Source organism: Acinetobacter sp. YH01003, assembly GCF_013420525.1.
Classification (GTDB): domain Bacteria; phylum Pseudomonadota; class Gammaproteobacteria; order Pseudomonadales; family Moraxellaceae; genus Acinetobacter; species Acinetobacter towneri.
Genome location: NZ_VOXY01000015.1, coordinates 1 through 12456, shown reverse-complemented (window position 1 = coordinate 12456; position 12456 = coordinate 1). Strand labels below are relative to the sequence as shown.

The 12456-nt window shown below is 39.6% G+C and carries 13 protein-coding genes; 8 read left to right on the top strand and 5 right to left on the bottom strand.

The window, feature by feature from the left end:
• The first annotated feature begins 12 nt into the window (after positions 1-12).
• Both FTT70_RS11195 and trpB read left to right on the top strand, forming a co-directional pair.
• Positions 13-1200, top strand: a complete 1188-nt coding sequence (locus tag FTT70_RS11195) for a VWA domain-containing protein (RefSeq protein ID WP_004976609.1) — start codon at positions 13-15, stop codon at positions 1198-1200.
• A 105-nt stretch (positions 1201-1305) separates the two neighbouring features.
• Complete coding sequence (gene trpB, locus FTT70_RS11190) at positions 1306-2514, top strand: tryptophan synthase subunit beta (protein ID WP_131261452.1); 1209 nt, start codon at positions 1306-1308, stop codon at positions 2512-2514.
• Between the two features lie 92 nt (positions 2515-2606).
• Here the strand turns inward: trpB and FTT70_RS11185 are convergent, their stop codons facing one another.
• The 3 genes from FTT70_RS11185 to FTT70_RS11175 all read right to left on the bottom strand — a co-directional run bounded on the left by FTT70_RS11185 (position 2607) and on the right by FTT70_RS11175 (position 3920).
• Entirely contained in the window at positions 2607-3041 is a 435-nt protein-coding gene (locus tag FTT70_RS11185; protein ID WP_004976604.1) for a CBS domain-containing protein, read from the bottom strand.
• Positions 3042-3160: 119 nt separating this feature from the next.
• Entirely contained in the window at positions 3161-3535 is a 375-nt protein-coding gene (locus FTT70_RS11180; protein ID WP_004976601.1) for a DUF2750 domain-containing protein, read from the bottom strand.
• Positions 3536-3686: 151 nt separating this feature from the next.
• The gene (locus FTT70_RS11175; RefSeq protein WP_004976599.1) at positions 3687-3920 is read right to left on the bottom strand and encodes a hypothetical protein; all 234 of its coding nucleotides are present in this window, start codon (positions 3918-3920) and stop codon (positions 3687-3689) included.
• 219 nt (positions 3921-4139) lie between these two features.
• Here FTT70_RS11175 and FTT70_RS11170 point away from each other — a divergent pair, with 219 nt between their 5' ends.
• Complete coding sequence (locus tag FTT70_RS11170; protein ID WP_004976597.1) at positions 4140-4499, top strand: hypothetical protein; 360 nt, start codon at positions 4140-4142, stop codon at positions 4497-4499.
• A 126-nt stretch (positions 4500-4625) separates the two neighbouring features.
• Positions 4626-4943: a hypothetical protein gene (locus FTT70_RS11165; protein ID WP_180168627.1), complete on the top strand. Its 318-nt coding sequence runs from the start codon at positions 4626-4628 to the stop codon at positions 4941-4943.
• Here the strand turns inward: FTT70_RS11165 and FTT70_RS11160 are convergent.
• Together FTT70_RS11160 and FTT70_RS11155 are read right to left on the bottom strand one after the other, a co-directional pair.
• Positions 4840-6480, bottom strand: a complete 1641-nt coding sequence (locus FTT70_RS11160) for a pitrilysin family protein (RefSeq protein ID WP_131261451.1) — start codon at positions 6478-6480, stop codon at positions 4840-4842. The genes FTT70_RS11165 and FTT70_RS11160 overlap by 104 nt on opposite strands.
• A 12-nt stretch (positions 6481-6492) precedes the next feature.
• On the bottom strand, positions 6493-7827 hold the full coding sequence (locus FTT70_RS11155) for a pitrilysin family protein (protein ID WP_225530234.1): 1335 nt from the start codon (positions 7825-7827) through the stop codon (positions 6493-6495).
• A gap of 186 nt (positions 7828-8013) precedes the next feature.
• On the opposite strand from FTT70_RS11155, the gene ftsY reads away from it, so the two are divergent.
• The 4 genes from ftsY (at position 8014) to FTT70_RS11135 (ending at position 12055) form a co-directional block, all read left to right on the top strand.
• The gene (gene ftsY, locus FTT70_RS11150; protein WP_004976589.1) at positions 8014-9120 is read left to right on the top strand and encodes a signal recognition particle-docking protein FtsY; all 1107 of its coding nucleotides are present in this window, start codon (positions 8014-8016) and stop codon (positions 9118-9120) included.
• Between the two features lie 206 nt (positions 9121-9326).
• A complete protein-coding gene (locus tag FTT70_RS11145) occupies positions 9327-10013 on the top strand; it encodes a nitroreductase family protein (protein WP_096901452.1) in 687 nt (228 codons plus the stop codon).
• Between the two features lie 588 nt (positions 10014-10601).
• Entirely contained in the window at positions 10602-11195 is a 594-nt protein-coding gene (locus tag FTT70_RS11140; RefSeq protein WP_004976581.1) for a nitroreductase family protein, read from the top strand.
• Positions 11196-11389: 194 nt separating this feature from the next.
• Complete coding sequence (locus FTT70_RS11135) at positions 11390-12055, top strand: DUF2057 domain-containing protein (RefSeq protein ID WP_131261450.1); 666 nt, start codon at positions 11390-11392, stop codon at positions 12053-12055.
• Positions 12056-12456: the final 401 nt, after the last annotated feature.

Sequence of the window (12456 nt, the reverse complement as noted above, 5' to 3'; positions counted from 1 at the left end):
GAGGACAACGCCATGTTCGTGCGCTTGTTTTATACCTTGCGACGTTACGGTGTACCTGTCACCACACGTGAATTGATTGACTTAAATCAGGCGGTGGCATCGGGTCTGGTTTTTGCAGATCAAGATGAATTCTATCAACTTGTTAAAACCGTCATGGTCAAAGATGAGCGTTTTTTTGACAAGTTTGACCGTGCCATGAAAGATTATTTTGATGGCATTTCCACTTTTGATTTAGATGATTTACTGCAGCAAGTTCATCAATTGCCTAAAGACTGGTTCGACTTAGAACTATTAGAAAAACATCTCACGCCAGAACAACGCGAAGAGCTGAAAAAAGCAGGTTCTTTAGAAGAATTGATGAAAATGCTGGAAGAGCGTTTACGCGAGCAGCATAAAAAGCATCAGGGTGGCAACCGTATGATTGGTACGGGCGGTACATCACCGTTTGGTGCTTTTGGTGATCATCCTGAAGGTGTACGCATTGGTGGGCCTGGACGTAAGCGTTCAGCTGTTAAAGTCTGGGAGCAGCGTCAGTATCGAAATTTAGACGATGAACAGATTTTAGGTACACGACAAATGCAATTGGCACTGCGTCGTTTGCGTAAATTTGCCCGTCAAGGTGCAGCTGAAGAATTGGATATTGATGGCACTATCCGAGAAACTGCCAAACAGGGCATTTTAGATGTGCAATTGGTGCCAGAACGTCGTAATCGCGTCAAAGTGTTGATGTTGTTTGATGTGGGTGGCTCGATGGATGCACACATCGCCCAATGTGAAAAACTGTTTAGTGCGGCCAAAACTGAGTTTAAAACCCTCGAATATTTTTATTTCCACAACTGTTTATACGACTATGTTTGGAAAGACAATTTACGCCGTAGCAGTACCCGTATGAATACGTGGGATTTGTTGAATACCTATGGACGCGACTATCGGGTAATTGTGGTCGGTGATGCGAGTATGGCACCTTATGAGCTGAATTCGATTGGTGGTTCGGTAGAATATATGAATGATGAGGCAGGGCAAGTTTGGTTACAACGTCTGCGTCAGCATTTTGAAAAAACCGCATGGCTGAATCCTGAACAGGAAGGCTATTGGCATTACACACATACCATTGGTTTAATTAAACAAATTTTTGAACATCATATGTATCCAATGACTTTAAAAGGCATTGAAGATATGACTAAATATTTGGCGCGTTAATCGTCATTTTCGTCAATATCACTCAACTTTTGAGTGATTGTTAGGCGAAGACTAAGTAAGTGCAGACACGATAGGCAACGTGAATTTCAATCTGAGGGGATCGATATGGATCATCAAATCAATGGCATCGCATTACCGAATGAAGACGGTTTTTTCGGGCAATATGGCGGGCAGTTTATTCCACCACATTTAAAAGAAGCCATGGATGAAATTAACGTTGCTTATGAGGAAATTCGTAAAACGGCAGAATTTCAGAATGAATTAAAAGATTTGTTTGCTCACTATGTTGGCCGTCCAAGTCCTTTATTCCATGCCAAGCGTTTATCTGAACAGTTAGGTGGTGCGCAAATTTATTTAAAGCGTGAAGATTTAAACCATACTGGTGCACATAAAATTAACCACTGTTTAGGCGAGGCATTACTAGCCAAATATATGGGTAAAACCAAAGTCATTGCAGAAACTGGTGCGGGACAGCACGGGGTAGCCTTGGCGACGGCATGTGCGCTAGTGGGAATTCCGTGTGAAATTCACATGGGACAGGTGGATATTGAAAAAGAACACCCGAATGTGGTGAAAATGAAAATTCTAGGTGCCAACCTGATTTCAGTGACCCGCGGTACAGCCACTTTAAAAGATGCAGTGGACAGCGCTTTTGAAGAATATTTAAAAGACCCAAAAAACTTTATTTATGCGATTGGTTCTGTGGTTGGGCCACACCCATTTCCAAAAATGGTGCGTGATTTCCAATCTATTATAGGTGATGAAATTAAAATGCAAAGCCAAGAACGCTTTGGAGTAAATCCAGATTATATCGTGGCATGTGTGGGCGGTGGTTCAAACGCAGTGGGTGCATTTACCGCATTCTTAAATGATGCAGAAGTGAAACTTGTGGGTGTTGAGCCTGCAGGGCATGGTTTAGATACAGATCAACACTCTGCAACCCTAACTTTGGGTAAACCAGGCCAGCTTCACGGTATGGCGTGTTATGTACTTGAAGATGAACATGGTGAGCCATTGCCAGTGCACTCTATTGCCTCTGGTTTGGATTATCCAGGTGTGGGGCCGCAACATAGCTTCTTAAAAGACATTGGTCGCGTGGAGTATTCAACGGCAACTGACCAAGAATGTTTAGATGCCTTTATGACGTTGTCACGTGTAGAGGGTATTGTACCTGCTTTGGAAAGCTCACATGCGGTGGCGTGGGCATTACGTGAAGCACCAAAAATGGCAAAAAATGTGAAAATTGTGGTTAATCTTTCAGGTCGTGGTGATAAAGATTCAGACTATGTAGCAGAAAAATTAGGTTTGAATTAATTCTACTGAATATGAAAAACCGCCTAAATGTGTAAGTTTAGGCGGTTTTTTTATCTTTACTTTATATTTGGCAGGTTTTATAAAACAGTGTCTTAGCTTGCAATATATTGTTGTAACTGCTCGATCAGTTTGCGCTGATCATCCATAGTCGCTTTCACCAAGTCACCAATCGACACTAAACCTACCAACTGCTCACCTTCAAGTACAGGTAAGTGACGTAAATGATGGTCAGTAATTAAGTTTAAGCATTCTTTCACACTGGTGTTTTTGGTCACGGTCAGTACTTTAGCAGTCATAATTTCACTAACCGTTGTGCTTTTAGAAGTTCGTTCCATCAAAATAACTTTACGGGTGTAATCACGCTCAGACAGAATACCAACCACATGATTGTTTTGATCGGTAACCACCAACGCACCAATGCCTTTTTCAGCCATTAAACTAATTGCTTCTAAAACCGTTGCTTCTGGGCGAATTGTGTAAATTTCGTGATGTGCTTTATCTTGTAAAACGTGAGTTACCTTGGTCATATTCTGTGTCCTGATTTGTTGTTTATTGTTTGACTTTTAAAGTAACGTGAATTGTAAAAATTGCAAATACTTTAGAGTCACGATTGTTGATTTTTACGTCAATTCTATTCAGTTTTTATTTAAGCAATATTTAACGCAGGTTCATTAAAAAAGAAATGCTTCATTTGTGAAGTGGTCAGTTTAATTTTTTGACTTGACGAACCAAACAAGGTTGGCGTGACATTTAAACGGGTGAGCGTTGGTAATAAAAAAGTTTCAAAATCCTGCGCGGAAATTTTACGAGGACTATATTGTGGCCAGTGTTTAGCAGCATATTTATGCGCTTGTACCGCATTTAACCAAAAAGGGAAAATATAATCATCGTGATCTGAACTCATTGCCCAACCTTGATGGAATAAACCCCAAAGTACACCGCAGTACATCATTGATTTTAATAGTGTAACTTTAAGCAGAAAATCCTTTGGTAAAGGGTGGAGTTGGTTAATCTGATTCATAATCAAGCAAGGTTGTAAAATTTGGCTATATTGTAAAAAGAATTGATGAATATACCGTTTAAGCTTTGCTTAAAATCGTAAACAAATATGTATTTATGGTTGGAGCATCTAAAAAAAGGGTCAAAAAAAACGCCACCTAAGTGACGTTTTATTATGCTTGCATGGTGGCCATGTTTTGCCAGTATTGCGCTTTCAATGAATCACGTTCTACGCGGAAACCTTGATAATACAGTTCTGCTAAGAACATTGCCGCTTTACCATGTCCTGCACGTGCAGCTTCTTCGAGTTGTTTTACCGCGTCTTGGAAGTTCATTTGTGAATGAATCGTGTTTACTGCATTTGCATAAACATGCTCTAAGTCATGGTGAGAGATCGTTTGAATCATATTAAACTCCTTATTGTAATTATGATTACTTATTTAAGCCTACCTTTTAGGCTTCATATCAATTTAACGCTTTATTGTTAAACTAATATTACAATTTGATTGAATTGTCAAATAATTATCGGGGTTAATGAGCATATTTCAAGTTTACATGATTAAACATTGAACAAGTTTAATTTTGATTAAACTAAAGCTCTAAGCATGATAAAAAAGGAGAACAACATGACAAGATCCGTAGACGGATGTGCTTTTGATGTACCTCCATTGACTTCTCAAATTATTGAGTTGGCACATCATCACCGTAAAAAACTAGATGAGGTAATTTTCCGTCGAGATGTTCATTTAGGTGAATACTGCTTGGCGCAACGTAAACGTGTGGCTGACTTTGCTAAAACTTTAGAGCGAAGCGATCGTATAGAGTTTTATCGTAATTATGATGGTGAATTACTCCGTATTGCCGATGAAGATGAACTGCATCCTGCCGAAGCAGAGGGCGGTGTCAGTGTATTTGCTATTTTCTTGGTGCTTGCAGTCATTGCATTGGTTTTATACTTTGCGGTAATTCGTGGCACGATTGGCTAAAGCTAAATCCTTTGTAGAATTTGTAGAAAAAGGCTCAATTTTTACTGTGACGATACAGTAAAATTGAGCTGTTTAACTTGTACATCTCACAAGGGCATCCTACACTAAGGCGATTAGAGGTAGGTCATGCACAACGCAATTCAAAAAACGATTCAATTTATTTCTCAACTGAAACTCGAGCAAATTTATAATATTGTTGTGCTGAGTATCATTTTTATTATTTTAACTTTAGCAAGTGTTGCGCTTTATCGCCCAGTTGGCGTGCAACAATTTCAAAATGTTGAGCGTTTGTCACAACAATCTATGTATGCCAATACCCAAGACATGGCAGTTCATGTACTCAATCAACGTCCGATTCGTTATGTGCATTATTTAAAGTTGATGCAGGCACATCAAATGGAGCAAGATCGGGCTCAACAACTTCCTGCCTTGGTGCAAGAGTAATTTTTTCTGTTGGCATGTTATTCATATTGTGCGGTGTCGGTGTTAAAGATGTTGGTGCGAGTAAATTGTCCTGCAGCATTTTTACCAATGCGGCTTTATCTAAATGTTCGCTCACAATTACTAAAGTTAAACGATCAGGATGCAAATGTTTGCGAATTGCACGTTGCACATCTTCAGCGGTAACTTTTTCCACTCGTTCTGCATAATCACTTAAATAATTTGCAGGAAGTCGATAAAAACCGATGTGCCCAAGCTGGGCATTAATACTGGCATTGCTGCTGTATTGATTCGGAAATGCACGAATTAAACCTGCTTTGGTTTCTTTTAATTGTTCTAAATTCATAGGTTGTTGTACAAACTGAATTAAGCTCTGGTGAGCGACTTGAATACTATCGAGTAACTGATCTTGGCGCGTAGAATAGCCTAAGCTAAACAAACCCGCTGCTTGGGTAAAACGAAACGAACTGCTAACACCGTAAGTGTAGCCACGTTTTACTCGTAATTCTTTCATCAAAATTGAATTGAAACTGCTGCCGCCCAGCATTTTATTGGCAATTTCTAAAGCCAAATAGTCAGGATCATCCCGTGTAGTCGCAAGTTGTGCAATACTGACATGCGCCTGTTGTGACCGGTAGGGAATATGCTGGATGTTGAAACGTGTTGCAGGTGTAGGCTGTGGCAAAGCTGTTGCTGCAACACCTTGGGCAATATGTGCGCTGATGGTATTGGCAAGTTTTTCTGCTTCTTTTAAGGTTAATTTGCCTGTAATGGCAATGTTCATATTTTGCGCGACCAGAAACTGATCTCTAAATTGTTGTAAGTGCTTTGGTTGAATCCGTTTGATGCTGCCATTGGTGCCTGTAATGGGTTCTGAATAGGCATGTTGTCCGTAAATTGCGCGATATAAGCGAATATTCATTAAACGGCTTGGATTTTCTTGCAGTTGTTTTTGCCCAATTTGTGTATTGCTTTGCACACGCTGGATATTAGAACGCTCAAAAGTTGCATGTTTCAGTATTTCCAGCATCATTTTGACGGCAGTTTGCATTTTCTGCGGATCAGACAGTGTTCTTAGCCGTACCACAAACATATCGCGGTACGCCGTGGTACTAAAACGTGCGCCTGTGGTTTCAAAGGCTGCGGCAATTTCCTCTGCCTTATAACGCTTGGTGCCTTCATCAATCAGTTGGGCTGCCATATTGGCAACGCCAAATAAACCTTTTTCAATTTCTGCATCGCGGGCAGAACCTGCATTAAAAGTCAGTTGGATATCAACCATTGGCAAAGCAGGATTTTCGACAAATAAAGTGCGTACGTGTCGATGATTTTTTAATTCATATACCTGTGGAGCGCGAACATCGACCAATTCATTTACGGCATTTAAACTGTGCAGCAAGCTCAAAGATTGTAAAGGCGTACTTACATCTGTTTCAGCAAAATCATGCGCTGCTCTGGTGGCAGTTTCCATCGCAAAGCCAGCAGAACATAGGCTAAAACTAGTGCTTAAAATAAGCGTGCTGAATAGATGTTTTTTCATGAAAATCACAGTTTAAGGTGTTGTGCTTTGAGGTAATAAATACAAGGTGCTAAGTCTGTCTTTGTTAAAGTAACTTTGCGCAACACGTTGCAGATCCTGGGCAGTAATCGCTTGGAAGTGTTGTGGTAAAACATCGATTAAACGGTGACTGAATCCATTGACTTCCAAATTGCCAATGGTTCGGGCTTGTCCTGCCAAATCATCCTGACTATAAATCCAATTGGCCACAAATTGAGTTACCACGCGCTCAATTTCACTTGAATTGACCAAATCCTGTTTTAGCGTATCCACTTCGTTTTGAATCGCGACCTGTGCTTCGCTTAACGTTACACCTGCTGCAGGCAATGCTGAAATACTAAACAAACTATCCCCACGTTGATACGGGTCATAACTGACACTGACTGAGCTAAGAATCTTATTGTTTCTGACCAAGCGCTGTTCTAAACGTGAAGTAATTCCACTGTCTAACAGTTGTTTGATGATAGTGAGCGCGAAGGCATCTTGAGGATTTTTAGCTGTTGCCAATGAACCGACATTCCAAGCCATATATAAATTAGGAACTTGCACAGTCGCAGACAATTCCATGTGCCGATAACCTAATTGTTCAAACTCCAACACATCATTGCGCGGTGGCGTAGGTGCTTTCGGAATATCTCCAAAATACTTTTGGACTTGCAACAATGCGGCTTGATGATCTACATCGCCCACAATCACTAGAATAGCATTATTGGGGCGATACCATTTTTTGTACCACGCCTGTACATCTTGCAGCTGAATGCTTTGCAAGTTTTTCATGTGCCCAATAATGGGTTGGCGATAATGACTGGTTGGGTAGGCAATCCATTTAAAGCGTTCAAAAGCCAAAGCCCGTGGATTATCATCGGTACGTTGCCGCCGTTCTTCCATCACCACCTTAATTTCAGGCTCAAAGTCTTGTTGGCGAAGTAACAAATTACTCATTCTGTCGGCTTCCAACTCTAAAGCCAGTGGGAAATAAGTTTTGGGATAGAGCTGATAATAATTCGTGTAATTGGTAAAGGTTGCTGCATTGACACTGCCACCATAAATACGACTTAAACGGGTAAATTCATCATTCGGCACCTTGGCTGTACCTTTAAACATCATGTGTTCAAGTACGTGCGAAATCCCAAGTGTATTTCCCGACTCATCGCTACTGCCCACTTTGTACCAAATTTGAGTCATCACCATGGGAGAACGATGGTCTTCACGGATAATGACTTTTAAACCATTGTTGAGTGTGGTTTCAAAAGTGTTATTCGCAGCTAAAACTTCAGCATGGCTAATCGAAGCTGTTAAACCCCAAAGCAACGCACAAACAGACTTCATCGAAAATTGGAACATAAGCAAGTGGAGATCAATCGTTATCGGCTTATCTTTCAGAAATTAAAGCGGAAAGGCAAGGATTGCTGTAGGTATTTTTTGTATGCGGCTATGTGGTTGGAATACGAGGTAAAAGCAATTGGTTTATGTTAGAATCCGATTTTTTAACGCAATGCTTTTCAAGGATTCGGCATGCAACAGCAATCTAATGGGCAAAATAAATTTTTGATTGATGCTGATATCGGAGATGATGATGTCACATTACCGAATTTACCAGCGGTAAATATTCCGATTGTTGAAACAACACCTCTACAACAAGCAGAAACCTCTGAACATGCTGCAGAAACATCATCAGACACGGATGCGCCTGCGAAAGGTGGTTTCTTTAGTCGCATGAAAGAAGGGTTAACCAAAACCCGTAAAAACTTTGCCGATGGCATGGTGAATATTCTGATTGGCGGTAAAGAAATTGATGATGAATTATTAGAAGAAGTCGAAGAACAACTGTTGGTTGCAGATATTGGTGTAGATGCAACGAAAACCATTATTGCCAATTTGACCGAGCGTACTGCGCGTGGCGACTTAATTTATTCACATTCTTTATATAAGGCTTTGCAAGAAGAATTAGTGGCTTTGCTTGCGCCACGGGTAAAACCTTTACATATTGATGCCAATAAAACCCCTTATGTGATTTTAGTCGTGGGTGTGAATGGTGTAGGTAAAACCACAACCATTGGCAAGTTAGCGAAACGCTTACAAGGCGAAGGTAAAAAAGTCATGTTGGCCGCAGGGGATACTTTCCGTGCTGCAGCGACAGAACAATTGCAGATTTGGGGTGAGCGTAACGATGTTGCCGTTGTTGCACAAGGTCACGGTGCAGACAGTGCTTCTGTTATTTTCGATGCGTTTGAAAGTGCGCGTGCCAAAGGCATTGATGTGTTAATTGCAGATACTGCTGGACGTTTGCATAACAAAAGCAACCTGATGCAAGAATTGACTAAAGTTAAGCGTGTGATGCAAAAAATTGATGCGACTGCACCGCATGAAGTGATGTTGGTTGTGGATGCAGGCACGGGTCAAAATGCCATTAACCAAGTTGAAATGTTTGATGAGGCTGTTGGCTTAACAGGCATCACCATCACTAAACTGGACGGCACTGCAAAAGGCGGCGTGTTATTTAACATTGCAAGCCGTAGCCATGTGCCAATTCGCTTTATTGGTGTGGGTGAAAAAATTGATGATTTACGTCCATTCTCAGCCAAAGCATTTGTTGCAGCACTGTTTGAAACTGAAAAATAAGTTTTGAATTAAGTTTTAAAGCTAAAATGTAAAATGCTGTAAGTTTCACACAAACTTCGCAAAATGCGGAGTTTGTTGTTTTTAGCGGGTTTGAGTGTTGTAAAAAGCAGCAGCTAAAAATACGAATGTGAATAAAAGCACTTTCGTCTATATAGAATAAGAAAAAATATTAGATTGATTTTGATTGATTTTTTGGGGAAGTCAAAATGACACTGTTAAATAAAATTGGTCATGTGCTTACAGCAGATATCACGAAAGACTTTAAGCTTAAGAAAAAGCCGAACTATGACGCAAATGAACTGACTTTCATCGATCAATTAAAAAAGCGCCGTAGTATTTATGCTTTAGGAAAACGCGTTCATTTTAGCCAAACTTATATGACCGAGCTGATTCAGGAAGCTGTGCGTAGCTGTCCATCGGCACATCATTCACAAAGTACGCGCGTGGTTATTTTATTTTCTGAATCACATAAAAAATTTTGGAATTTAGTACAGGAAGTACAACGTCAGTTTGTACCAGAGCAGGTTTTTGCAGGTACTAAAATGAAAATCGAACAATGTGCAGCAGCTTTTGGCACGGTATTGTTCTATGAAGATCAACAAGTGATTCGTCAATTGCAAAAGAAAATTCCATTTAATGCTGCAGAATTTCCAATTTGGTCGGAGCAAACTTCAGGCATGGCGCAATTTGCAGTGTGGACAGCATTGGCAGATTCAGGCGTGGGTGCATCTTTACAGCATTATAATCCAAACATAGACCGTGCTGTGGCAGAGCATTTTGATATTCCAGATACATGGTTGTTACGTTCACAACTCGTTTTTGGATCAATTGAAGAAGAAGTAACCGAACGGAGTCATGCACACTATCAAAATCAATTTAAAGTCTATGCTTAAATAACAGCATTTGATGAAGATTGGTCAAATCAGCTTATTATTATGTGCTACAAAGAGCGAACCGCAGCATATTTATATTGCAATAGACTATATCTATAGAATAAAAGGTAATAGGGTCTGTTGACACTTCGTCTATGTTTGCGACGTGAGAGATATATCTCGCAAGGTTTTTTAGCTGATATAAGGCATGAGGCAGGAAATTTAGTCATTCTAAATGACTGACTCATAACGCAATAGCAGCAAAAAATATGCTCGTCCTTCGCTGCGCCTTGCGCTGCAAACAAAGCAGTGCTTGTTTTTGCTCAGGCTGTGGCTAAAACTTTCTCAGATTGCGTTATGAAACTTGGCAATAGTCTCGCTATTCCCTGCGTTTCATGCCTGATCTGCTCAGTTTTAGCCTACAGCGCAAGCCATTTATGAAATGTCAACAGACCCTAAATGCAGTCACATACATTTGTCACTTTATATAACTATAATCGTTCTATACATAAAACACACTGTCGTATTTTTTGTAATGTTTATGCTGAATAAAAAGCTTAATATCGCTGTATCAATTAATTTATACAAAATTCTGCAGAGGAATTAAAAATGTCATTTTTAAATCAATTAGAAAAACGCCGTTCAATCTATGCACTTGGTAAAAATGTTTCTGTAGATCAGGCAACTATTGAAAGTACAATCAAACAAGCAGTTCGTTTAAGCCCATCTGCATTTAACTCGCAAACTTCACGTGTTGTGACTTTATACGGTGCATCGCATACACAATTTTGGAACATCGTTTTAGAAACTTTACATAAAATGGTTCCTGCAGAAGCATTTGCAAACACTGAAGCAAAAATTAATAGCTTTATTGCAGGTTTTGGTACAGCTTTATTTTTTGAAGATCAAGATGTTGTAAAAGGTCTACAAGAGCAATTCCCGCTATATGCAGACAACTTCCCAGTATGGTCAGAACATTCGACAGGGATTGCACAATTCGCAGCGTGGACAGCTTTATCTGAAATCAATGTGGGTGCATCATTACAGCACTACAATCCAATCGTAGATGAAGAAGTTGCGCAAACTTATGACATTCCTGCAAACTGGAAACTACGTGCACAATTAGTGTTTGGTTCAATTGAAGCACCTGCTGGTGAAAAAACATTTATGGATGATGCAGCACGTTTCAAAAGCTTTAACTAAGCTCTAGCAACACATACTGCACAGACAAAAAAGTAGGATGATGATTCATCCTACTTTTTTGTTTCTGGGGGTAGTGATGTGCCTTACAACTTACTTATTCATGTGCAAATGCCTAAACCCATGAATTGTCATAAAACTGTCATTTATACATTGCATAGTGCAATCAAACTTTAATAAACGATATAGAGTGAAATATGGCATTTAAATTAGGCATAGCAAGTATTACATTGATGGCTTGTAGTTCAGCATTTTCAGCAGTAACTATTGCAGTACCTGAAGAAATTAAGTTGCTCGCTGTAAATGATCAACAAATTCGTTCAGGTTTATTCAGTTCTGCACAGCAAGTGAAAGTCAATGCGGGTGAAAATGTCATTAACTTGCGTTATCAACAATATTTTGAACATCATAATGGTGCGCACGATATTTTAAAATCAGACGTCATTACACTCAAAACCCCAATTCTTCAAGATGGCGAAAACTATCGACTCGCTTTGGTAAATCCACCTAAAGACTTCGATGCTGCAAAAGAATTCAAAGATCAACCAAGCGTTGGTTTATATAATCAAAAGAATCAGTTGCTGGTACAACAAACAGGTGCTAAAGTAAACTCAACTGGTTGGTTAGGTGGTAGTTGGCTTAATAAAACTGTAGATACCACTCAAAATAGTGCTGCGGTCAATCAGCCAGCAGCAGTTTATACCGCGGCAGCAGTGTTGCCATCTGAGAAAACCACCTCAGTAACATTGCCTACAGCAAAACAAACACAGGGCAAAGAGCAACAATTGATTCAATTGTGGCAACAAGCCACTAAAGCAGAGCGACAAAAATTCATGTCATGGCTTGCAGAACAAGCCAATTAATGTTGATTTGCAACCAGCTCCATTGAGCTGGTTGTTTTTTGTTATCGCCTTAAAAGGATTTATTTAAAAACCAATCCAGTAACGTGCGAAAAAAAGACAAATTATAAGAAAAGTGTGATAAAAATATGAAATGCGTCTAAAATTTGGGCGGATGGTGCTTTTTTTGAAAAAAAACTAAAAAATATATTGCGTCTATTCAAAAACTGTATAGAATACGCAACACACCAACGCAGTGTTGATTGAATTGGTGCTGTTATTGACGAAATAACAGGAAATCATTAAGAGATTATGAAGAACAACTTGTGTGGATTTTTACTGATTGATTGATCGAAAATATTTCATTGATTGATTGGTTTAAATTACTCGAAGTTTATTTGAGCGAAATTTAAGTCAGAAAATTG

Excerpts from the sequence above, each read along its gene's own strand:
- FTT70_RS11145 (WP_096901452.1), top strand. The coding sequence starts at position 9,327 with ATGACACTGTTAAATAAAATTGGTCATGTGCTTACAGCAGATATCACG.
- FTT70_RS11195 (WP_004976609.1), top strand. The coding sequence starts at position 13 with ATGTTCGTGCGCTTGTTTTATACCTTGCGACGTTACGGTGTACCTGTC.
- FTT70_RS11170 (WP_004976597.1), top strand. The coding sequence starts at position 4,140 with ATGACAAGATCCGTAGACGGATGTGCTTTTGATGTACCTCCATTGACT.
- trpB (WP_131261452.1), top strand. The coding sequence starts at position 1,306 with ATGGATCATCAAATCAATGGCATCGCATTACCGAATGAAGACGGTTTT.
- FTT70_RS11175 (WP_004976599.1), bottom strand. The coding sequence starts at position 3,920 with ATGATTCAAACGATCTCTCACCATGACTTAGAGCATGTTTATGCAAAT.
- FTT70_RS11140 (WP_004976581.1), top strand. The coding sequence starts at position 10,602 with ATGTCATTTTTAAATCAATTAGAAAAACGCCGTTCAATCTATGCACTT.
- FTT70_RS11135 (WP_131261450.1), top strand. The coding sequence starts at position 11,390 with ATGGCATTTAAATTAGGCATAGCAAGTATTACATTGATGGCTTGTAGT.
- FTT70_RS11180 (WP_004976601.1), bottom strand. The coding sequence starts at position 3,535 with ATGAATCAGATTAACCAACTCCACCCTTTACCAAAGGATTTTCTGCTT.
- FTT70_RS11185 (WP_004976604.1), bottom strand. The coding sequence starts at position 3,041 with ATGACCAAGGTAACTCACGTTTTACAAGATAAAGCACATCACGAAATT.
- FTT70_RS11165 (WP_180168627.1), top strand. The coding sequence starts at position 4,626 with ATGCACAACGCAATTCAAAAAACGATTCAATTTATTTCTCAACTGAAA.
- FTT70_RS11155 (WP_225530234.1), bottom strand. The coding sequence starts at position 7,827 with ATGAAGTCTGTTTGTGCGTTGCTTTGGGGTTTAACAGCTTCGATTAGC.
- ftsY (WP_004976589.1), top strand. The coding sequence starts at position 8,014 with ATGCAACAGCAATCTAATGGGCAAAATAAATTTTTGATTGATGCTGAT.
- FTT70_RS11160 (WP_131261451.1), bottom strand. The coding sequence starts at position 6,480 with ATGAAAAAACATCTATTCAGCACGCTTATTTTAAGCACTAGTTTTAGC.